The sequence below is a fragment of the Rouxiella sp. T17 genome (genome assembly GCF_036663475.1).
GTDB lineage: Bacteria > Pseudomonadota > Gammaproteobacteria > Enterobacterales > Enterobacteriaceae > Rouxiella.
The window spans coordinates 18,595-38,567 of sequence record NZ_JAWUEA010000024.1; the positions used below are offsets into that span (position 1 = coordinate 18,595).

At 44.4% G+C, this 19,973-nt stretch carries 18 protein-coding genes and 5 pseudogenes; 14 read left to right on the top strand and 9 right to left on the bottom strand.

Annotated features, from left to right (window positions below):
- The first annotated feature begins 235 nt into the window (after positions 1-235).
- The 7 genes and pseudogenes from SC206_RS05620 to SC206_RS22055 all read left to right on the top strand — a co-directional run.
- Positions 236-1,312 (top strand): cellulase family glycosylhydrolase, encoded by a 1,077-nt coding sequence (locus SC206_RS05620; RefSeq protein ID WP_332735022.1) that lies wholly within the window; start codon positions 236-238, stop codon positions 1,310-1,312.
- An 85-nt stretch (positions 1,313-1,397) separates the two neighbouring features.
- Positions 1,398-2,762 carry an MFS transporter gene (locus SC206_RS05625; RefSeq protein ID WP_442976032.1) on the top strand — a complete coding sequence of 455 codons (1,365 nt, stop codon included), beginning with the start codon at positions 1,398-1,400 and terminating at the stop codon, positions 2,760-2,762.
- An 898-nt stretch (positions 2,763-3,660) separates the two neighbouring features.
- Positions 3,661-4,014, top strand: a complete 354-nt coding sequence (locus SC206_RS05630; RefSeq protein ID WP_332735026.1) for a DUF6710 family protein — start codon at positions 3,661-3,663, stop codon at positions 4,012-4,014.
- Positions 4,015-4,102: 88 nt separating this feature from the next.
- Positions 4,103-4,246: a DUF6710 family protein gene (locus tag SC206_RS05635; RefSeq protein WP_332735178.1), complete on the top strand. Its 144-nt coding sequence runs from the start codon at positions 4,103-4,105 to the stop codon at positions 4,244-4,246.
- A 395-nt stretch (positions 4,247-4,641) separates the two neighbouring features.
- Entirely contained in the window at positions 4,642-5,121 is a 480-nt protein-coding gene (locus SC206_RS05640) for a GNAT family N-acetyltransferase (RefSeq protein WP_332735029.1), read from the top strand.
- 501 nt (positions 5,122-5,622) lie between these two features.
- Complete coding sequence (locus SC206_RS05645; protein ID WP_332735031.1) at positions 5,623-6,159, top strand: DUF1003 domain-containing protein; 537 nt, start codon at positions 5,623-5,625, stop codon at positions 6,157-6,159.
- Positions 6,160-6,429: 270 nt separating this feature from the next.
- Positions 6,430-6,513, top strand: a pseudogene (locus SC206_RS22055) (competence protein ComA); the annotation flags it as partial.
- Positions 6,514-6,987: 474 nt separating this feature from the next.
- Here the strand turns inward: SC206_RS22055 and SC206_RS05650 are convergent.
- Positions 6,988-7,167: a general stress protein gene (locus tag SC206_RS05650; RefSeq protein WP_332735033.1), complete on the bottom strand. Its 180-nt coding sequence runs from the start codon at positions 7,165-7,167 to the stop codon at positions 6,988-6,990.
- 760 nt (positions 7,168-7,927) lie between these two features.
- On the opposite strand from SC206_RS05650, the pseudogene SC206_RS05655 reads away from it, so the two are divergent.
- Together SC206_RS05655 and SC206_RS05660 are read left to right on the top strand one after the other, a co-directional pair.
- Positions 7,928-8,430 (top strand): annotated as a pseudogene (locus SC206_RS05655) (ferritin-like domain-containing protein).
- Positions 8,431-8,498: 68 nt separating this feature from the next.
- The gene (locus SC206_RS05660) at positions 8,499-9,377 is read left to right on the top strand and encodes a manganese catalase family protein (RefSeq protein WP_332735035.1); all 879 of its coding nucleotides are present in this window, start codon (positions 8,499-8,501) and stop codon (positions 9,375-9,377) included.
- A gap of 179 nt (positions 9,378-9,556) precedes the next feature.
- On the opposite strand, the gene SC206_RS05665 is transcribed toward SC206_RS05660, so the two are convergent.
- The 4 genes from SC206_RS05665 to SC206_RS05680 all read right to left on the bottom strand — a co-directional run bounded on the left by SC206_RS05665 (position 9,557) and on the right by SC206_RS05680 (position 11,284).
- Positions 9,557-9,733 (bottom strand): hypothetical protein, encoded by a 177-nt coding sequence (locus SC206_RS05665; protein WP_332735037.1) that lies wholly within the window; start codon positions 9,731-9,733, stop codon positions 9,557-9,559.
- 74 nt (positions 9,734-9,807) lie between these two features.
- Entirely contained in the window at positions 9,808-9,990 is a 183-nt protein-coding gene (locus SC206_RS05670; protein WP_332735039.1) for a hypothetical protein, read from the bottom strand.
- 111 nt (positions 9,991-10,101) lie between these two features.
- Positions 10,102-10,425, bottom strand: coding sequence for a hypothetical protein (locus SC206_RS05675; protein WP_332735041.1), 324 nt, complete (start codon positions 10,423-10,425; stop codon positions 10,102-10,104).
- A 151-nt stretch (positions 10,426-10,576) separates the two neighbouring features.
- Complete coding sequence (locus SC206_RS05680) at positions 10,577-11,284, bottom strand: helix-turn-helix domain-containing protein (protein ID WP_332735043.1); 708 nt, start codon at positions 11,282-11,284, stop codon at positions 10,577-10,579.
- A gap of 1,388 nt (positions 11,285-12,672) precedes the next feature.
- Between SC206_RS05680 and SC206_RS05685 the strand changes: the two genes are divergently transcribed.
- Positions 12,673-13,197 (top strand): dihydrofolate reductase, encoded by a 525-nt coding sequence (locus SC206_RS05685; protein ID WP_332735045.1) that lies wholly within the window; start codon positions 12,673-12,675, stop codon positions 13,195-13,197.
- Between the two features lie 370 nt (positions 13,198-13,567).
- Here SC206_RS05685 and SC206_RS05690 read toward each other — a convergent pair whose 3' ends face one another.
- Positions 13,568-13,930 carry a YsnF/AvaK domain-containing protein gene (locus tag SC206_RS05690; protein ID WP_332735046.1) on the bottom strand — a complete coding sequence of 121 codons (363 nt, stop codon included), beginning with the start codon at positions 13,928-13,930 and terminating at the stop codon, positions 13,568-13,570.
- Between SC206_RS05690 and bla the strand changes: the two are divergent.
- The 3 genes and pseudogenes from bla to SC206_RS05705 all read left to right on the top strand — a co-directional run bounded on the left by bla (position 13,823) and on the right by SC206_RS05705 (position 16,192).
- A pseudogene (bla, locus tag SC206_RS05695) lies at positions 13,823-14,691 on the top strand (class A beta-lactamase). The gene SC206_RS05690 and the pseudogene bla sit on opposite strands and share 108 nt — an antisense overlap.
- A gap of 80 nt (positions 14,692-14,771) precedes the next feature.
- A complete protein-coding gene (locus tag SC206_RS05700; protein ID WP_332735047.1) occupies positions 14,772-15,104 on the top strand; it encodes a hypothetical protein in 333 nt (110 codons plus the stop codon).
- A 387-nt stretch (positions 15,105-15,491) separates the two neighbouring features.
- Positions 15,492-16,192: pseudogene (locus SC206_RS05705) on the top strand (IS6 family transposase).
- 58 nt (positions 16,193-16,250) lie between these two features.
- On the opposite strand, the gene traI reads toward SC206_RS05705, so the two are convergent.
- On the bottom strand, positions 16,251-18,209 hold the full coding sequence (gene traI / locus SC206_RS05710; RefSeq protein ID WP_332735049.1) for a TraI/MobA(P) family conjugative relaxase: 1,959 nt from the start codon (positions 18,207-18,209) through the stop codon (positions 16,251-16,253).
- Positions 18,209-18,520, bottom strand: a complete 312-nt coding sequence (gene mobA / locus SC206_RS05715) for a plasmid mobilization protein MobA (protein ID WP_227956473.1) — start codon at positions 18,518-18,520, stop codon at positions 18,209-18,211. The genes traI and mobA overlap by 1 nt, the downstream gene beginning before the upstream one ends.
- A gap of 270 nt (positions 18,521-18,790) precedes the next feature.
- Between mobA and SC206_RS05720 the strand changes: the two genes are divergently transcribed.
- Positions 18,791-19,123: a hypothetical protein gene (locus SC206_RS05720; protein WP_332735054.1), complete on the top strand. Its 333-nt coding sequence runs from the start codon at positions 18,791-18,793 to the stop codon at positions 19,121-19,123.
- Positions 19,124-19,262: 139 nt separating this feature from the next.
- Here SC206_RS05720 and SC206_RS05725 read toward each other — a convergent pair.
- Positions 19,263-19,942 (bottom strand): annotated as a pseudogene (locus tag SC206_RS05725) (DUF932 domain-containing protein); the annotation flags it as partial.
- Between the last annotated feature and the right edge of the window lie 31 nt (positions 19,943-19,973).

Sequence of the window (19,973 nt, forward strand, 5' to 3'; positions counted from 1 at the left end):
TGTTAACAGATTTCCCTGATAGACAGGCGCCCTCCTGCAAATCTCCCAGCTTTAGTCAAATCTACAGAGCGTGCTTAAAATCATAGCTACAAACTATATCCTTTAATTACAATAACTTAAAATAAACTTTTCATTTTTTTTGTGAGAGGTGTCACTTTTGAAGCGAAGAAAGATTACTACTAATATTATTAGTAATATATTAGTTTCTAGCATTAATTAACGAAGGAATTAGGATATGGTGGGCAAGTGGTCTTGTGAAAAGGTGTGGGAATGGCATGAACAACAGGGTTGGTTACGTGGCTTTAACTACTTACCGCGTACCGCTGTTAACTGGACTGAAATGTGGCAACAAAATACTTTTGATCCTGCATGTATCGCTCAGGAATTACAGTGGGCTAAAGATGTTGGTTACAACACTTTGCGCACTAATTTGCCTTTCATTGTCTGGCTTCATGATCGTGACGGATTAATTAAGCGTATCGAACAATTTCTTGCTATCTGTAAGCAAAATGACATCAAAGTCATGATGACTCTGATGGATGATTGCGGATTTTCGGGGGATCATCCTTTCATTGGGCAGCAAAAGCAACCTGTACCTGATTTGCATAATAGTCAGGCAGCAGCGAGTCCCGGTCGTAATATTGTGATGCAACCTAATCTATGGTGGCAAGTTGAAGGATATGTTAAGGATATCATTAGCTATTTCTCACATGATAAAAGGATCATCATATGGGATCTTTATAATGAACCTACTAACCGGATGATATTTACTTTAAATGGCGAAGCCGCCTTCGATCCTTCAATGGATGAATATAGTCATAATTTGATGGAGAAAGCCTTTAGTTGGGCGCGTGAAATAAACCCCATACAGCCATTAACCGTGGGCGCGTGGCATGTTGCTAATATTATTGAGTTAACTACTCCACTTTACAAACATCCAACTGACCAGCGCGCGCTGGAACTCTCAGATATCATATCTTTTCATGCATATGTACCTAAGAATTTACTGATTGAAGCTATAACGTATTTGAAAAATTTCAAGCGACCAATTTTTTGCACGGAGTGGCTGGCCCGGCATGCGGAATCGCATATGCATGAACAATTACCGGTGTTCCAAGAAGAGAGAATAGGCTGTTATCAATGGGGCCTTGTTAAGGGGCGAACACAAACCCATGTGCCATGGCCAGAAATAAAACGTATTGATAAAGATTATCAGTCTCGCTGGTTTCATGATTTATTAAATGAAGATGGTAGTGTATACGACCCTTCAGAAACGGATTTAATTAAATCTTTCATTATGCAAAACGATTAAATAAATGCCGTCATGGTGCACCGTTTTACAATCCATGACGGAAATCATAAATCCCAAGCTTCTTATATATGTTAAAAGGTTAAGAATGAAATATAATCATTCGGATGTGAAAATTCCATTGAAAGAGCTTGCATCTTATTTCGGTTATGGCATGGGTCAATGTTTTAGCTTCGGCCTCGTGGGGAGCTTTATTCTATTTTTTTACACCGATATAATGGGTATTTCTCCCGTAGCGGCAAGTATGATTTTCTTAATTGCCCGAGTTTGGGATGCTGTTCATGACCCACTTATAGCTGGCGTAATGGATACTCTCAATATGCGTTCGGGAAAATTCCGGCCATTCCTATTATTTGCTCCATTTCTTATCTTTCTTGTTACAGCCGCTGCATTTTATAACATTGATGCTAGCCTGATGACAAAAACAATATATGCGGGAGTTACTTATATTTTGTGGGGAACATTATATGCGCTTTCTGATATTCCATTCTGGTCAATGACTTCTGTTATGACCGATGAACCTCAAGAACGTGCAAAAACATCGACCTGTGCCATGCTAGGTGTCAATGCAGGCATCGGCGCAACCTTAGTATTATTCCCTTATATTAGCAAATTATTTTCAGAAAAAAGCAATGACCATGGTTACTTTTTAGGTGCAATAACACTGATGAGTTTAGGTTTGATCTTAATGTTGAATGGGTTTTTTAACATTAAAGAAAGGATTAAAGTTTCTTCTCACGAGAAAGTTACTCTTAAGCAAACTTTTATAGTGGCTAGGAAAAACAAACCATTGTTTTTTATACTCAGCGCATTTTTTCTGAATGTGTTTTACAATATCGTCAATAGTCTTTATATTTTCTTTTTTACTTATAATATGGGCGATGCGGGGCTTGTATCTATTATTGGAACGATTACATTTGCTTGTGCTCTAGCGTGCTTAGGAACGCCATTGTTAACACGTTATTTCAAGAAGAGGGACCTATTTATAATATTATGCCTTCTTGAAATCATTGCACGTATAGGATTTTGGTTTACAGGATATCAAAGTCCCCTAGCGGTGATGGTGTGGTTAACAGTAATCACTGCCATATTTATGATGACAAACCCATTAATATCAGCAATGATCGCTGATACAGTTGAATATTCTTACTACCATACTGGAAAACGATGTGCGGCTATAACATTTTCCGGACAGACTTTTGTCGGGAAACTTTCCGTAGCTATAGCCGGTGGCCTGTCTGGTTTTATTTTGCTGATTCTAAATTACACACCAAATGTAAAGCAGTCTGAATGGACATTAAATGGGCTATTTTTTTGCATTTCATTGCTGCCAGCAGTTGGCGCTCTGCTCCGTATTCTTATAATGAGAAAGTATACATTTACTGAGGATGAGCATGCAATAATTCGAAATAAGTTGCAACTTGGGGAATTTCATCCATCTCGGAATGAATGAAGACACAATCATGCTAGGGAGCCCCATTTTTTTCTGTTAGCGTATAAGTATATAGCGTGGTCAGGTGCCTCCGCCTTAACGAAGCACGTACGGCCATTGGCGGCCTCATCTCGCTTCAGAATATCGCAAAATAAGCTCGTTGCGAAGACTAAGCCGGTCAGTGGCTTTCAACGCCATAATTTCATCGTGGCAAAGCAGCAGTACACAGCCGTAAGGAAACACTTTCAGATCATTTCGGGCGATCGTCCGGCTATGCTCTTCCAAGTTTTTCGCACGGAGTAGCTCTAGCAGTAAAGCGGATAGACGTCTGCCAGAATCTCCTGACTGTTTTGCCAAGCCGCTAATGTAACCACGCAACGAAAATGTAGGATATTTTTTCGTCGTCAGCCACTGATTGAATTCGGCCGCGCCTGCTACAGGATCGTGCGCTGTGATCTGCTCCTTAACAATTAATACAGTGCGGACTTAGTAAGGTCTGTTTTTGGCACATTGCTGACATGATGTCCGCGTGCGGAGCCAAAATGTTCAGCGAATGTTTCTCGCTGAACTGGTAGTCAGGCAAATATTTTTCATTAAGACACACTTCAAAACCTCCTAAATAGGTGGGCTTGGCCTAGCCATTGAGACATTGCTACGAAAAATTTATAGCAATAAACCAATGTGACCTTTTTAGTTTTAATAAACCTGAAATGAATTGTAAAGAGTATGGTACTTCTTCCGCTTATAGCCCAAAGCTGCCTGTCATGCCTGCTTATTCAATAGGCTTAACGTAGGATATTTTCCGTTTTCCAAGTGGACCCCAATTAGGAGAGCTGCGGACTGTGATCTTTTGGAACCGAATTAAGAAAGAAAAAGCTGCTGCCGACAATAAAAAAATCGCTTCGATCTCCTGCTTTCTGTGGCTGAAAAATTGCCCGTTAAGCCACTGCCTGATCTTATTCGCGCTATCGTCCGGCCAGTACAGAGTGACTTCCTGCTGGCGGTAGCAGAAGAAGGAATGGATGCCCGCCCGGATATGACCCCACAAGAGTTTTTCTTTGAGGGGCTTATCCAGGAGCAATCTTACGAGAAGATGAAAGAGGGCGAACTGGACAGCACTGATTATCCGTTGTCGCTGGCAAGTGACATGGTGCTGCCGTGGCCGTGGAACTTATCACGCTACATCGATAGTGTTTCATACATCGGAATCCATAAAGGAACGCCATGGAAACAGGATAAAACCAAGCATTATGTTGACCTATGGCTGCCGTAGCGAATTGGCTTTGTTCTAGCGGCAACCATTCCATAACGGCGGGCATTTTGGCCGGTGAGGGACCGTGATCCCAGCTCACGTTTACGATATGTCCTTTCTGTTTGCGCTTATCCGAACGGATGGCGTTCACTGGTTTGTTAGCGGCCAGAAAGCCGAAGCGGTGAAGTCCTGGCGGTCAGCGGCGGTGTTTGAAATGGGGCGACTGTTAGTGGAAGGTTCTGAGAGAGGATGAGGGTATATCGGTTAATTAAATAAGACTCTAAACGTACAATTATTTCCACCTAGAAAACGGAAAATATCCTACGTTAGGCCTGTTTCTTAAGCAGGCTTGACAGTCCACTGTGGCTTAAGGAATCAAAATATGGTTTCAGGCTTATGCATGTTGTAACTAGTGATGGTAGCTTTATGAGGAGATATAACAGGGGTCAGTTTGGATATCGAAAATTATTGTACGCTAAGCCTGTTTTCTAAGCAGGCATGACAGTCAGCAGTGTGCCAAGAGCGGACAGTCATGCCATAGGTCACTAAAGCTCTTCGTTCTTATAGAAATTTGTTAATTGAAGGCTTTAAAAAGGACTGAAATGTTGTGGTAGATTTATCAGACAAAAGTGAAATCGGGGAGGTCCAATGTTTTACATTTTAGAAGTAAACAAAGGCGATTCTGAGTTAAATTGTCTGGTGAATGAACTTGATGCTTTTCAAAGTGAACTTTATCCCGCCGAAAGTAATCACTGCCTAGACTTTTCCACTGTAAGAGATGAAAAACTGCGGTGTGTTATTGCACGAGATGATAATGGGCTCCCAGCTGGTTGCGGCGCTTTAGTCTTTCAGGAAGAGGGCTTTGGTGAGGTGAAGCGGGTCTACATTCGTCCAGAATACAGGGGACGTAAACTTGGAGACCAAATCGTTTCATTTCTTGAAAAACTCGCATTGGAGAATATTTGCCATCAATTACGTTTGGAAACAGGTATTCATCAGCAACCAGCTATAGCTCTGTATCGCCGGTGTGGATATGTAGTTTGTGAGGCTTTCCCGCCTTATATAGAAGATCCTTTAAGTGTTTTTATGTGCAAGAACATACAACAGACTCTATCAAATACTCTATAAACCAGTTCTCATAAAGAGCCGCTATGTCCGCTGTTCGCTCATAGCCGTTTCTGATCACTATGGTAGTTATGTGCCAGAAGCGGAATTAGCTAAAGACTTGGACCGATGAAAATGTGCAGAGAGGCTATTAGGCAATGCCTATGAAGGGCTGTATGATAAATACTAATAAATAGCTGACTCTAATCATTTAAAAACTGATAGTAGTAAGGAGGTTAAATTCAGTGTGCCACTACAACATCACTGGGTGTCAACTCACATTTCAAAAGTAGAGATATCTTTAGTGCCTGCTAGTTGAGGTAAGCCTCAAGATAAGTCCGAAAATCTTTTTTTAAACAATAATTTGATGTCCGTCACATTTAGAATTTTTTAAAATGAGTGAGAACCCTCTGGGAGGCTACTGTTATTTTTCAAGCTGATATATTTTATGTAGTCTGGTTTGGAACAACGTTTTAATGCAGTAATTTAATCATGTATGAGTACAAGACATTTTTAGGAGAAAAAATGGCGCATTTACTGGATGATAAAGATAAGGAACATCTTTCTGTATTACGTGGGAAAAGTACGGAAGAGCATGAGTTACTGATCCGTGATCCGAAAGATAGCGAAAGTAAATCGACCTTTGGCGATCGGCTTGCTGAGAAAATTACGGGTGGGATTGCTACCTGGAAATTCATCCTGGCGCAAACGGGTATGATTGCTGGCTGGACGGGATACAATATTTTAATCAAGAAAGCTGCTTTTGACCCCTTTCCTTTTATTCTGTTAAATTTGTTCCTTTCATTCCAGTCAGCCTATACCGCCCCTGCAATAATGATGAATCAAAAAAGGCAGGCAAAAAATGACCAGATAAGAAATGAAATGGAATCTGATATTAACGTTAAAGCCGACTTGGAGATAAGCCAATTAAATGAAAAAATGGATAAAATAGTTTCTATAGATATGTATGAATTAAAACAGCAAATCATAAAGATGAATGGCTTGTTGAACACGTTGACGTCCCAGAATTCAAAGCGGCAATCCGATAAGGAAAGTAATTAGGAGAAGATATGGACAAGAGACTACGTGAAGCAGCCAAGAGAGTTTTGCAAGAGCTTGCGAAGCATAACGAATCATGTACGGGGGGATTGTTAGCACGGCTTTAACGGCTTCTTCAATTGGAGGGGCCTATTAGGCCAGTGGGTTTGTAACCTCCAATGACAAAGCGAAGGCAGGAATGTTGGGGGCGAATCCTGATACTCTAGCACCTACTGCCGCCAGCGCAAAAATGGCAACAGAAATGGCTTAGGGGCTGGCTGTGAAACTAAAACTCAAACCGCACTCGTTGTGAGCGGTTATGCCGGTCCTGACGGCAAAGAGGAAGGGACACCAGTAGGTACAGCTCGGTTTGCCTGATATCTAGGTAGGGTAAAATTTTCACGGAAAAGAAGCATTTTTCAGGAGGATGTATAGAGGTGATGCAAGCCGCAGCTTTTCATGCACTAGAGAGATCCGCTAATTTGCTGGGTAATGAAGATATATGACCGAGTTAGCGGCATTAAAAGAGTGAATAATCTTGGGCACCTTATAGGGTTTGATTTGCATCGAGGGATACAATGCACTCGTTAAATTGCTCTAGAAGTGATTAACGGTTTAACATTTTTCTGGGTTTCTCGTTAACTTTAAACGTTACCTTGTCTTAAGTAGACACGTTGCATTTGGTTGGTTCCAATAAGATTAAAGTTCTCCACTCATATTCAGAAAAAATGTATTAAATTTAAATAAATATATACGACATACGATTAAGTTAATATCTTTCCGTGAGGAGAATTATGCGTCAAAGCCTCAACATATGACTATGATGAGGCTGAAATGCGCTAAAAAAGGGTTTCATTTAGACTTGCGGCCGCCGCCATGACTATTTTCGCCTCCCTTTTTCCCTGCCTCAGATGCTTTATCGTGATCTTTGGCAAAGTTACCTCCACTATTGTGCCCACCTTTTTTTCCCGCTTCGGATGCCTTTTCAGGATCTTCAGCGAAGTTACCAGAACCACCACGATGCTCAGCCATGATATTCTCCAAATATATATTCATCATTTACAAAATTATTTCCTACATAATCTAACGACATTAAAAAATTTAATCGTATAATTAAAATGATAGATTCAAATGGAATTATCACAAATATATTTTTTTGGTATTACTGGAAAAATCGATTCTAAAAACTGGTAAGGTAAATCTTCACTTCACAATCAAAAATTCCATATTATAAAAAACACTTTAATTCAATGGATTACTGATTTAAATCGAAAGGATACATCCTGACCAAATGGGTATTGAAGCTAGAATTTTGGATGGCCACTATTACAAAATAAACGCAAAACATATAATGCTTTAAATATCATAGACTTTGACCAATGAGGTTTCGCCTTCACTTCTCAATTGTAAAGGCTCTACTTTATAAAGACACTCCAATCGCTTAAAATATTCCGGCAATACCTTATTAACTTAATATTTTTTAGAAAATTAAGCTTGTTATCTAGTAAATATTTTGGGCTATCTGTTTTTTCCTAGTATCCTGATTTTTTTGCTACACTTATTGTGGCTTAGCATTAAACGTATAAGATCCCATACACTAAGGAGTCTACTAGAATGGTTAAAAATTATCGTAGAATGGCGATAAAGTTGCATGAACGGCTCCTATAGCATTTGCTAGTTAAAAAACAACATGTTTGAGTTCAATAGGGTGTTCTGCTTTTTTCAAAATCAATAAATTTACTCCCTATTTTTCTCATTCGTATTCATGGGGTCCATAGCATGGATATGCTACATGATACATGAAGAAAATTATTTGGCCTGGGTTAAAGATGCATATACTGTGGAAAAGTAGGCAGAAAGCAAGCTTAAAAAATGGCAGGCCATCTGGAACATTATTCAAATCTTAAATCCCGTATTGAGCAGCATTTCGAGGAAACCCGAGAACAGCAGGTTTTAGTCCAGTCTATTATTGATCGTTATGACACCTCTCATTCAGCACTTAAGGATGCCGTAGGAAAACTTGCTGCATTCGGTCAGGCGATGGGCGGCATGCTAGCAGACGATGAAGTAGTAAAAGGGGCCATCAGCATATGTATTCGAAAATTTGGAGATAGCCAGATACACCTAACTTATAGCGGACGCTGAATTGGTTGGTGATATTGAGGGAACCCGTATTTCGAACAAATTCGTGAATAGGAACTAGCCATGGCCGATTGGCCATTGACTCATCTGCCTGATGTTACAGAGCAATTCATGGTGCGTTCGTCTGCACCTGATGTTGAAGCCAAGAAATAGGCTTTCGCGCCTGAGGAAAACCTTTAAAACAGGTTTATACAGACCCTTTATTCTATTAGGAGTGAGCTATGTTTAGACATGTTAAACAACTGCAATACACGGTACGCGTAGCAGGGCCAAATCCAGGTCTTGCCAATATGTTGCTGGAACAGTTTGGAGGACCGCAGGGAGAATTGGCTGCCGCATGCCGTTACTTTACGCAGGGACTTGGAGATGAAGATCCCGGTCGTAAAGATATGCTTATGGATATTGCGACCGAAGAACTGAGCCATCTTGAAATTATAGGTTCGCTTGTTGGCATGCTCAATAAAGGCGCTAAAGGTGAATTGGCGGAGGGCACGGAAAAAGAGGGCGATTTATATCGTACAATCACTGGCAACGGTAATGACAGCCACCTCACATCTTTGTTGTATGGCGGAGGTCCTGCGCTAACTAATTCTGCAGGCGTGCCATGGACGGCGGCCTATGTTGATACTATCGGAGAAGTCACCGCCGACTTGCGTTCGAATATAGCCGCCGAAGCGCGAGCAAAAATTCTTTATGAACGTCTCATCAACGTCACTGATGACCCGGGGGTAAAAGATGCGCTTGGTTTTCTAATGACGCGTGAAGTCGCTCACCAGATATCATTTGAAAAAGCACTTTATTCTATTCGCAATAATTTCCCTCCTGGCAAACTTCCACCCATTGAAAAATATGCGAGCGTCTATTACAACATGTCTGAAGGAGATGAAGTGCGGGGCAGCTGGAATTCCGACGAGAACTTTACTTATGTAACTGACCCAACTCCGGCCGTCGACGGCGGTGACGGCTTGGCCAGCGTTACACTTTCTTCGGAGCAGCAGGCCAATCTCGATAATCTGGCAGCGCGTACAGCCTCAGACTCTACAGTCAATCCGGTTACGGGAACCGATTTAGGCTCCGTCGATCCGATTGATAAAAAATAACACCAAGACAACGAAGATGGATATCAAAAAATAATTTTGCGGCCTTAGGACTTTTTTGATAGCAAGTATCCTAATATCACCTGATAGGCTCAGGGTTCAAAAGCCCTGAAGCTTACTCACAGACTTTCCTTTGATTATTAACTTGAAGGAAAATTAGTTAACACCACTCGAAACGAGAGTTAAGCAAATTCTTTCAGCATCGAAATCGTCAGCGTAACTTCTTCTCGATCACCGTTACCTGTCATCAACTTTTCAATCTGCATCTTGAGAAGTGCCTGCGTTGCGAACTCGATTTTTTCAAGCAGCATTATGACCGCCATGCCGATTTCTTGAGATACAGCCTTATTTTGTGACATTACTGTTTTCTTTCTTTTCCATCGACATCCGGACAGTAGTCACGGATGAGGCGCTATAAAAATTTTTTGAGCAGCTAAGTGACCAGCTCGACATTTTCTGGACATGTGACATCGGAGCTGCCGCGTTTATCATGCATCTCTAATATAGAGTCGATTAACGCCTGGGGGAAAATAGGACTTTTTTCATTAATAAGCATAGTCACGGCACCAATATTCTCGAAAATCCCACTACTTTCAATAAACACGCGCTTTGGCATGCCGTTTCCCTTTTGAACAAGTTTACGAGCCAATTTACCAAAACATCCCTATTTTGAATTTCACTGACTGCGGCGCAGGTGCTCTATGAATTTGCCCCAGCCAAAGTGCTTTTACCCCCGACTCCCCCTCATCCGCTGCAGCTTTGCCTCCATGGCCACGCAAATTGATTCAACTTCTGCGTTGAGCACGCAGACCGGCCATGAGGGATTCAATGCCTTCGAATACCTAACATCGTCATCGATGATGAGCTGCCTGAATACCGGCTCGCTGGCATTCTTCAACTTAATCAAGATCAGATCACCGCTGACGGCCCCTGCGAGTTGTCGCGGACTGAGATTTCGGCCTTTCCTCAGCGAATAGACGTGGCAGCCCAGCATCTTTTTTGGGAAGGGGTCAAGCAGCCGAGCGATAGCATCGTTTTTTTGCTCGTGCATATTCACGGTCCTAATAAAATGCAGAGAGTTTTCAGGACTCGCAGCGGATGTCTTTTCACAGTATCAGTAAAGCCCGTATTTACCATAACATCCGTTACAGTCAGCGCTTCCAGTCAAGAGGCTTACCTTGGCAAAATTTGTTAGACATCGTCTATTTTACTGGGGTCATGTCATGAACAATGAGGATCTTGGCCTCAACAGCCACACATATCGAATCAACATGCTCATTCAGGATGGACATGGGCCATATGGGATTCAATGCTTTCAGGTATTGCGTCCCCGCGTCTGTGACAAGTTTTCTGAATAAAGGCTCGCTGTGCCCTCTCATTCCGACAATAACCAAATCCCCTGTTAAGACTTTCCGAGCGGTATCAAATAATACGTACGCACCTTCGGGAATGCTTAATCCGACAGGCGACTCCATGGCATCATTGGTTATCCGCATCCAGAAACCGTCGCCATAGAGTGGCGCATCTGATTCAATCCATACTTCAATGTCTTCAGGTGTCGCCACGGGAAGCAGATCAGTCCATCTTGCAGCCTGAAGACCACTCAGAACCGGATGCCGAATACACAGGGATTCGGGCTGTTCTGGAGAACTGGAGGAGTCGGCACCGATCCCGTACATGAGATAGTTCGGCGTACAGTCCAGCGCAAGGCAGAGTGCCATCAGGTGGGCTCCGTTGGGATGACTGTCCGAACTTTCCCACTGTGATATGGTCACGTGGGAAACGTGCGTCGCGTTGCTGAGCTGCCGCTGGCTCAATTTCTTTATCTTTCTCAAGGCATAGAGACGCTCACCGAAAATGCCCTTGTCCTTGAATCGTCGTGCATTAACGTCAGGTTGTTTTTTGTCCATGCTCACTGTCCTAGTAGGGTGGAAGGAAGAGCTTTTTTAGGACTCGGGATGGGTACCTATTTACATTATCAGCATGGCCCTATTTACCATAATATAAGTTGCCTATGCTGCCCGAACGCTCCTCAGTTCTTTTTTGCCGTAAAATCGTTGGAAGATCGCCTTTTCTCAACCGAAAATTGCCCAACATCGGGCAAATGAATTTTGCGGGCGTGAATAGCTATGCACGCCAATCGACCGCGGGAGTTTTAGCGGCTAAAACTCGGCAAAGGCGTAAAAGGAGAGGTTTTGCCTGCGCGGAGGCACTTGGAAATTAACAAGCTGCCACTACGCCATGCGGCGCTGCTAAACTTGAGATGAATTAAATGTCCGACTTGAAAGCCGCGCACGGCATGATTTGCAGTAGAAGATGTAATGATGATTAAAAAACGCCACTGACTGAATGACGAAGTTACTGGATTATCGATGGCATTTTTTTGTAATGGCCATAAATCATTGTCGATATCGTCATCCCGTGCGAGGATGATAAAAAATATAGTTCATTTCAGCTTTTATAACATTTTTGATTATCTATTATGTTTAATATTGTTTTTAAGAAAATGAAGCTGTAGATGAAAAAGTATTCATTAAGAGCATTTTTACTGCTTGGGAGATCAAGCAAAACGTGACACTTTTTGATTGATGGAGGCCTTTGTGTGGCTTTCAAAATTCGTTAGCTTAGTAAGTCTGGGGTGTCTGGATAAACAGTGACATGAATTACTATATTTTCAAAAGGTGATTCTCTGATAAAGCGTTCGGCTTCACCAATTCCCTGCGCAAGAGAAGCCCGTTAATATTAAAGGCATGCGTCAAATCCTTCATGATTTCTATAGCCCTTAAAGTAATGACATTAAACGAATTGATGATTAATGGATAAAGACTATTCTCTACAATAAAAAAAAGCCCGCTACACGGGCCAAGTAAAGCTAAATAACCAGGGGGAAATCGATAGTTGCCTATCTCGATCATTTTTATTATTACATGATTGACTATTAGAACTGTGAGGATGCGGCTGCTTTTGACAATTAAGCAGTACATACTATTTTTACATACTTTTAACGTCAAAAGGAAGGGTTTAGCAGAATAAAAAACCTTAAATAATATTACCTTTGGAATTTTGGAAGGTTAAGACAGCTATATACTAAGATTGCCATTATCATAAATTTTTAAGACAAGAAGCTTTTCTCCCACAGCTTATGCCATTAGCAATGCAAAGAAAGAAATTAACGTTAAAAACGTTATAGATTTGCAGTTAAACGTGGCGCAATTTACTAGAAGTATTTAATTTCACTATCCCTAACGGTTTTTTTATATTAATTTACCTTAAGTTTTCTATTGTTAAGGGTGAAAAAATGCTGATTTCCATGGTTTATGTAATTTCGCAGGACGGAACGTTGGGACATAACCAAAGCATTCCGTGGAAAACAAAAATTGAATTTAACCGCTATAAGGCGGTGATATTTAACAAAACCCTGATAGTAGGGAGAAAAAGTTGGGAATCACTCAGTTTTGGAAAAAATACCAAAGACATCGTTGTTATCAGCTCAATGCCCTTGGCCGATTCTAACGTGCAATGGGCAGCTTCTCTGGAGGCGGCATTGGAAATGGCCAGACTACAATCCAGGGATGAAGTGGTCATAGTAGGTGGGGCAAGTCTGTTTAAGGAAGCCATGAATTATTGCCATGTTATCTATAAAGCCACCATTCTTATGGATATTCCGGGCAATGTGCGCGCACCCGTCATTCCTCCTGACCGCTTCAAACTCATTTGGGTCAGAAATATCAAGGAGCTACCTGCATTTACTTTTCAAACTTTTGTTATACGAGAGTTGGAAAATAAAAAACCAACGACTGATTTTGGCTTAATCCGGGTTTAATCCCTTCATTATGTGTACGTCTCTGCGAAATAAGGTCAGTAGCTATAAAAATTCTGCGACGACAAGCATTAAACTTTTGAAAATATTATGCATGCATATGCATGACTGAAAAATCAACAGTAAACCGGTTCACTTATTTTTCGACACCAGATGTACACTCTTTTCCTCTTTCATCGCTTCGTCCTTTTTAGTTTCCTGTACTCCTTTGTATTTTCAGTATCAAATACCTTTGTTCGTCGCAGGAATAATAAAACCTAAAGAAATACCCATCACGTCAGCGACAGGCATTTCTTTCTTAAGCATTCATCTATACCTGGCTAAACCGACTTAAAGCTTCTTCTTCACGTCGATAACTTTATCATTCAGTTTTTTACGAAAAGTTTCTTTTTTGTCTACCGGTACGGAGACAAATGGAGTACCAGCCACATTGCCTGTGATATAACACTTTCGCTCGCGGGCACATCTGTTGAAGTCCGTACTCTCTGAGCACAACCGAATCAGCTTGGTCAATATCAACCTCCTTACGGCAAACGGAGTCTTTGATGGTTTCGACGCGGTCGCTGACATCCTTGCGAACCACGACCTCTTCCTTGATGTGTGCGGTCTTGTTGATGACCGGCTGCTCATGCGTTTGTTCTATTTCTATCGTTTTATCCGACCAATCAATGTTGCAGGGCGCGCCATTTTCGTTCAGATTTTTACTGCATTTTGTTTCCCAGCTTTTGCCGAGCATGCGACCGTAGTTAAAGTAAAAAGTTTGAAGCTCAGCTTAGCGCACAAATGGGCTATGCTGAACTGGATATCCCAAGTGGCAAAATATTGGAAAGCTACCGTTTGAAAGAACGTTTCCCAATAATAAGTACATATAAAGTCCTACTATGCGGCATGGCACTGTCACGTGTTGACGCTGGACTTGAACAGCTCAATCGTCGCATACAATATCGTCAACGCGACTTGATTGAGTATTTACTTGTAACTGAACAACACCTTGCTGACGGTATGACTGTGGGCGAGTTAGCCATGCAGCCATAGCTATGAGTGATAATACAGCGGCCAATTTATTACTATCCATGTTGGAAGGGCCTCAAAAGTTGACGGCTTACTTGCGCAATAATGGTGACAAGGTTACCCGCCTCGATCGCTGGGAATCGGAGTTGAATGGGGCTTTGCCAGAAGACGAACGCGATACGACTAGCCTGAAATGATGGCACAGACGCTGCATCACATGTTAACAGGCAAAATATTAACGACAACCTCATAAAAGCAATTGATGGACTGGATGGAAGCGGACAAGGTAGCCGAGTTTCTTTTGCGTTCGGCACTTCCTGCAGGCTGGTTTATTGCTGATAAGACGGGTGCAGGTAAACGTGGTTCCCGGAATATCATCGCTACGGTAAACCTTCGCGTATTGTGGTGATCCACTTAACGGGGAGCCCTGAGTCAATGAATGAGCGAAATAAGCAGATTGCAGCATCCCTCATTACGCACTGGTGATAACCTCCTATTTCACATTGACCGTAAACTCTAATTTCTAAATTAAAGACAAATGGATTGATCACATACCGGAGGCTAAATTGGAAGAAAAAATAAGCAATAAATTGGATGAAGATATTTGCGTTCATATTTTTACAACTTCCGCCGCCATGGTTGGAGTTTGTATTACGGTAATAGGAATTTTTCAGGTTATCACTACACTCCGTAAAGAGGACTCCCTTGGTGACGACCTACTTGCTGCCAACGCAATTTTATATTTGCTTTCAACCATCCTTTCCTACTGGCATCTACGAACTCCTAGAATACGACGTCGTCATTTTTTAGAACAAGTGATTGATGCTATTTTTCTCGTTGCACTAACCTTCACAACTATAGTGGCAGGAATAATAACTTGGGCGATGACATTTACATAATCCTGTCTGTTAATAGCGCAATTGAATAGATACCGCCATTCAAAGGGAGGTAGCATGGTATCTGCGAGACAGGATTTTGAAGGCTTTGAATAGACTCGGATTTCCTAGACGTTTCCGTGCCTCATGAACCAGGCCATTTCAAATATGCGCATTATTGTAAATAATCTATGCCTCCTATGATTTCCCGTTGTAACCACCCTAGTAGTTCGCGAGCTGAATAGCAGTTATGAATGGTTCTGTCGCATTAACGACACCAGGTCAGTAAAAATTGAATTGCCTGTTTTTCAGGCAGCCAGCAGATAAAACTGTTCTGCCGGAGATAATTCGGGTTCTGTGCATTAAGGAAGTGTCAGGTAACATGCTGTTTTTTTGTAATGTTGCCTGACCATGTCCCTGATCCGAAAAGCCTTTAAACGCCTGCATTATCCCGCCGATGTTATCGCCCATTGCGTCCGCTGGTACATGACTTATTCCCTCAGCCTGCGAAATATGGAGGAGATGATGGCCGAGCGGGGCATTATTTTTGACCATTCCCCGCTTCACCGCTGGGTTATCCGCATGGTGCCCCGGCTGGACAGGGCGTTCCGCAGGCATAAACGTGCCGTGGGTCGCCGGTGGCGAATGGATGAAACCTACATCAAAGTCAGAGGCCGGTGGAAATATCTGTAGCGGGCGGTCGATACTGAAGGTCAGACAATAGATTTCCTGCTGACGGCGAAGCGTGATGCTGCCGCTGCCGCTGCCCTGCGTTTCTACCGCAAAGCCATCCGCCACCATGGTGAACCGGAGATGGTAACCCTCGATAAAAGCGGCGCAAATACGGCCGCGCTGGCCACACTCAACGCCGGTAAATCAGCAGATGATGCATTACGGTCAGACAAAGTAAGTACCTGAACAACCGGGTTGAGCAGGATCACCGTAATATCAAACGCCGGATAAAACTGATGACGGGATTCAAATCGTTCAGGCGGGCACAGACGATTCTGGCCGGTATTGAGCTGGTTCACATGATACGCAAAGGGCAATATCAGTATCCGTCCGGGGACGGATTATCTCCGGCAGAACAGTTTTATCTGCTGACTGCCTAAAAAACAGGCAATTCAATTTTTACTGACCTGGTGTCGTTAATGCGACAGAACCAGCACGTTAAGGTTTGAACGTGCTGCTGTTATTGGCCCGATAATTGTCGTCGTCATCATGGCGTTTTTCTTCACGCAGGCGCTGCTCGTAACGCGCCTGGGCAAGATCTTCGTAATACGCATTCGACACCTTGCGTGATTGAATATTATTGATCTCTTTCTCGACATCACCACGTTGATAAGCATCGCTTACACAGATCTTACGTTCCTGATAGAGATTATGTTCAGCAACGGCACCGACGGCTATCGCAACAAACAGACCATTGCCGTCGAATTTACCGTGCTCGCCCGACTTCCATTGCATCATATTGACTGCAGTCAGTGTGTTGACGGCACGCCCATCATACGGGTGGTAAACTTCGATAGAATTACCACGGTCAATAATGGAATCTCGGCCTTGACGACTATAAACCGCCGCGCCATCGCGGTGAAGTCGGACAGTGAATCCGTCGGCTTTTAGGAGCGGGGTATCGTCTGCCGGGGCACAATGAATAACGTTTTCCGTCCGGGAAGGATAACGATTTTTGCGCCCTTCTCGATAGGCCCAGCCGCGTAGCTGGCTCACCGCCGCCTGGCTTCCTTTCAGCGCTTCCTGCTCGGTCCAGACGCGATAGGACATCGGTCGGAACCTCCCTTCTTCACGCAGCTGCTCGCGTTCGGCTTTGAGCTGAATACGCAGCCCCGCCATCGATTTTTCCCGCTCGAATTCCACCACGTTATACATCAGCTTGCGCATGTGCGGGTCGCCCTCGCCATACCGTATCCGCTCCTTCTGTACGCGGAACGTATCGGCAATATCACGGAAACGCGCGGCCATGCGCAGGTCCGGTTTAACCCAGGACTTGCGATAGGTTTGGTAATCGTCTTTCAGCTTTTGACGCGCCTCGGCACGGGCAATGCGGCGTGCCTGCCGTGCGCCTTGGTCACGCATGTGCAGTTGATCGTTGTAGGCCGTGTGCACGGGTTTGTCTAGTATAGGGGCATCGTTAACAGGCGACGGCGTGAAGGCCCCAACCTTTGGCTCAAGACGAGAAAGCGTCATGCCGGTGTGCAGGCGCGAGGCTTTAATCGGCGTCTGTCCGGGGTTGAACCTGTCACGCACAATCATGCCCTCGCCGCGTCGTTCAAGTTTGAGGCCGGCACTATCGAACACGTCGTGCATACGTTCCCACGTCGCCGACTTGTCACGGAACATCGCATTGATGTCCTTGCGACAGTGCGTCACCGCGTAGGTGTACAGGCTTTCACGATCGCCGAAATGTTCCAGTGTTGCAGCGCCGCGCGGGGCCTTCTTGTAGCCGCGCTTGGCGCGCACAATCTGATTATCGGCATCGCGAACCCAGCTACCATTATCAACCTTGAAGTTAAATTTGAGTTCCAACTCACGGCAAATGCGCTGCATCCTGTCGGCATCACCATGAACAGAAACGGCTTTAAACGTTAGGGGGTTTACACGATTTGCGACAACGTGAACGTGCACGTTGTCGGTATCGCGGTGAATCGAGGCCATGTATTGATGAAGCTGCATACCCATACGGCGCAGGGCATACCGCGCCGACTTGAAGATCTGATCGTCAGTGGGATTTTCGTCTTCCTGCCAGCTCAGGATGAAGTGATAAACCGGGTCCTTGATGCGGTCGTTCTGCTTGGACACGCCACTCATTTCGGACGCCGCGCTCTCAAAGGAAAGCAGGTTGTGCTGGCTGACAACGCCGTCCACCGACACGCGAGATTCGCCTCGTGCGTCAACGGAAACAAGCTGGGACTCGGCCAGGTTTTCGGTGCGGTTCATGTACTCGACCAGGCGTTCGAACACCTTGCCGCGTGCCCGTGCCGGACGTTTGAAACGTTGGTCTTCCTTGATTTCGTCTTTCAGGGAAATATCATCACGCACGGAAACGTAGCCGACCAGCTGCACAAAACTGGAGCGACCGTCGCGACGTTTCGGTGGGATGATGATGTTCACTAATCGAATCTCTGGTCGATGCGTAAAATGGCTTTTTTCAGTTCCTGCAGCACCTCGGAATACTCCTTGCTGCCGATCCCCTTGCCCTGGGTGAACAGGTGTTTTTGCAGACCGCCCAGTCGGGAAAGTTCCATAATTAGCTTATGGTCGGTCTGCGGCACTATCTTGCGGGACATCGCGCAGCGCAGCATAAAGGCGCCCAGGCTCAGCCCGGCGTCGGTTGCTTTCTGCCGGATCGCGTCGCGCTCTTCTGGCAGACATCTGACTGGAGGAAGCGTGGCTGTACGATTTCTGCTTTCGCTTTTGCTCATCTTTTTCGACGCCTGATTGTTCGATTCGATTAGGGGTTTACCAATTCTGGGGTGTCGGGGCTCTGCCCTGACCAGGTCCCTTTTTATTGCTGCCACCGTGGTGGCGGTATTACAAAGTATATCCTGTCCTGTACTTTACTACTGTGAACTGGATTATACCGTACCCGCATCGATTTGTCATGGCGACGAAGGGAATGGAGGTTAGGGGGGTGACGAGGTGTTTGTAGCTGGTATACTTTTAGAAATTTCTCAGGAAGGAAACCCGAAAACATGTCGAATAAAAAGTTTTTCACGCAGGACCAGATTGATAACGCGAAATTGTCGCTGGCCGATCTCCCCGATTTGACACCGAACAGAATTACACGTGAGGAAATGCTGACCTCATTGAGTGATGACATTGTGAATCTGTCGACTCAAAAAGGGTACGGTGCTGCCGATATCAAGAAAGCACTGGAAGGGTTGGACATACAGGTAAGCGAAAAGGCCATTGCGGAAATATTGAAAAAGAACGCAGGGAAAACGACGCGAAGCAGAAAACCCTCGCGCTCAACTTCGAACAGCAATTCAGGCGCGCAACCGTCGCAAGAAACAAAAGTGAGTTAAGAGATCTGTAACAGAACGGCCAAGGTTGGATAGATGCCGGCCGTTCATGACTTTTTGCATGGCTCGAGGCCGTGCGGAAAGTAACGCGTACACAGAAGCAAAAAAAGGTGGCACAGTCGGCCACCTTTGCAGGTTGTGATTAGGATTTCAGTTCCTTCATTTTTTCAGCCAGTGACCACAGGGCGCGGTTTGTCTTGATGTCGCCGTCAATGCCGTTGATACCGCGCGTTTTGACACGGTTCCCCTTTGCGTTGATGCCATACACGCCCCCCTTAATCAGATTTTCCTGCGTGCGCTGATAGACCGTCCAGATATCGTTGCTGTCGTCTTCGCGGCGGCGGCTCTGTAGCACCTTCTCCGGCGTCAGCGGGTTATGCTGATTTTCATAGCGGTATTCAAGCGCCGTTTCTGCAAAGATGCGTTGTTCGTCGCGATTTAGCTGTATCGCTTTCATTTCTTCGCGCGATGCGGTGACGTCGTCGAAACGGCCAAGTACCTCGAATGCCCCCTCGATGACCTGCCCGACTATGTCGCCCTTGTGTGGCACACGAATTTCACCGAACGTGTCACCGCACACCATGCCGTTATGGCAAACGAAGCGGAAGACGCCGGGATCATCTGATAGCTGCTTGACCCGTCATGACTGTTTAACAGAATGATTTCGGGGACCTCTGCGCCCATGATCTCGCCGTGTCGACGAAGCCTGAGCATGTGTTTCGCATGACCAATGCGGCCTTCGTCGCGCACGCGTGTCTGACAGGCAAAGAACGGTTCAAAGCCTTCGGCGCGCAGCTTGTCCAGAAGGGTGATTGTCGGGATGTCGGGTAGGAACAGGCCATTACTGACCCAT

Coding starts and splice junctions, on each gene's coding strand:
- SC206_RS05645 (WP_332735031.1), top strand. CDS start 5,623: ATGGCGCATTTACTGGATGATAAAGATAAGGAACATCTTTCTGTATTA.
- SC206_RS05625 (WP_442976032.1), top strand. CDS start 1,398: ATGAAATATAATCATTCGGATGTGAAAATTCCATTGAAAGAGCTTGCA.
- mobA (WP_227956473.1), bottom strand. CDS start 18,520: ATGAGCAAAAGCGAAAGCAGAAATCGTACAGCCACGCTTCCTCCAGTC.
- SC206_RS05720 (WP_332735054.1), top strand. CDS start 18,791: ATGTCGAATAAAAAGTTTTTCACGCAGGACCAGATTGATAACGCGAAA.
- SC206_RS05665 (WP_332735037.1), bottom strand. CDS start 9,733: ATGTCACAAAATAAGGCTGTATCTCAAGAAATCGGCATGGCGGTCATA.
- SC206_RS05635 (WP_332735178.1), top strand. CDS start 4,103: ATGTCCTTTCTGTTTGCGCTTATCCGAACGGATGGCGTTCACTGGTTT.
- SC206_RS05680 (WP_332735043.1), bottom strand. CDS start 11,284: ATGGACAAAAAACAACCTGACGTTAATGCACGACGATTCAAGGACAAG.
- SC206_RS05650 (WP_332735033.1), bottom strand. CDS start 7,167: ATGGCTGAGCATCGTGGTGGTTCTGGTAACTTCGCTGAAGATCCTGAA.
- SC206_RS05690 (WP_332735046.1), bottom strand. CDS start 13,930: ATGCTCGGCAAAAGCTGGGAAACAAAATGCAGTAAAAATCTGAACGAA.
- SC206_RS05660 (WP_332735035.1), top strand. CDS start 8,499: ATGTTTAGACATGTTAAACAACTGCAATACACGGTACGCGTAGCAGGG.
- SC206_RS05640 (WP_332735029.1), top strand. CDS start 4,642: ATGTTTTACATTTTAGAAGTAAACAAAGGCGATTCTGAGTTAAATTGT.
- SC206_RS05620 (WP_332735022.1), top strand. CDS start 236: ATGGTGGGCAAGTGGTCTTGTGAAAAGGTGTGGGAATGGCATGAACAA.
- SC206_RS05675 (WP_332735041.1), bottom strand. CDS start 10,425: ATGCACGAGCAAAAAAACGATGCTATCGCTCGGCTGCTTGACCCCTTC.
- SC206_RS05670 (WP_332735039.1), bottom strand. CDS start 9,990: ATGCCAAAGCGCGTGTTTATTGAAAGTAGTGGGATTTTCGAGAATATT.
- SC206_RS05685 (WP_332735045.1), top strand. CDS start 12,673: ATGCTGATTTCCATGGTTTATGTAATTTCGCAGGACGGAACGTTGGGA.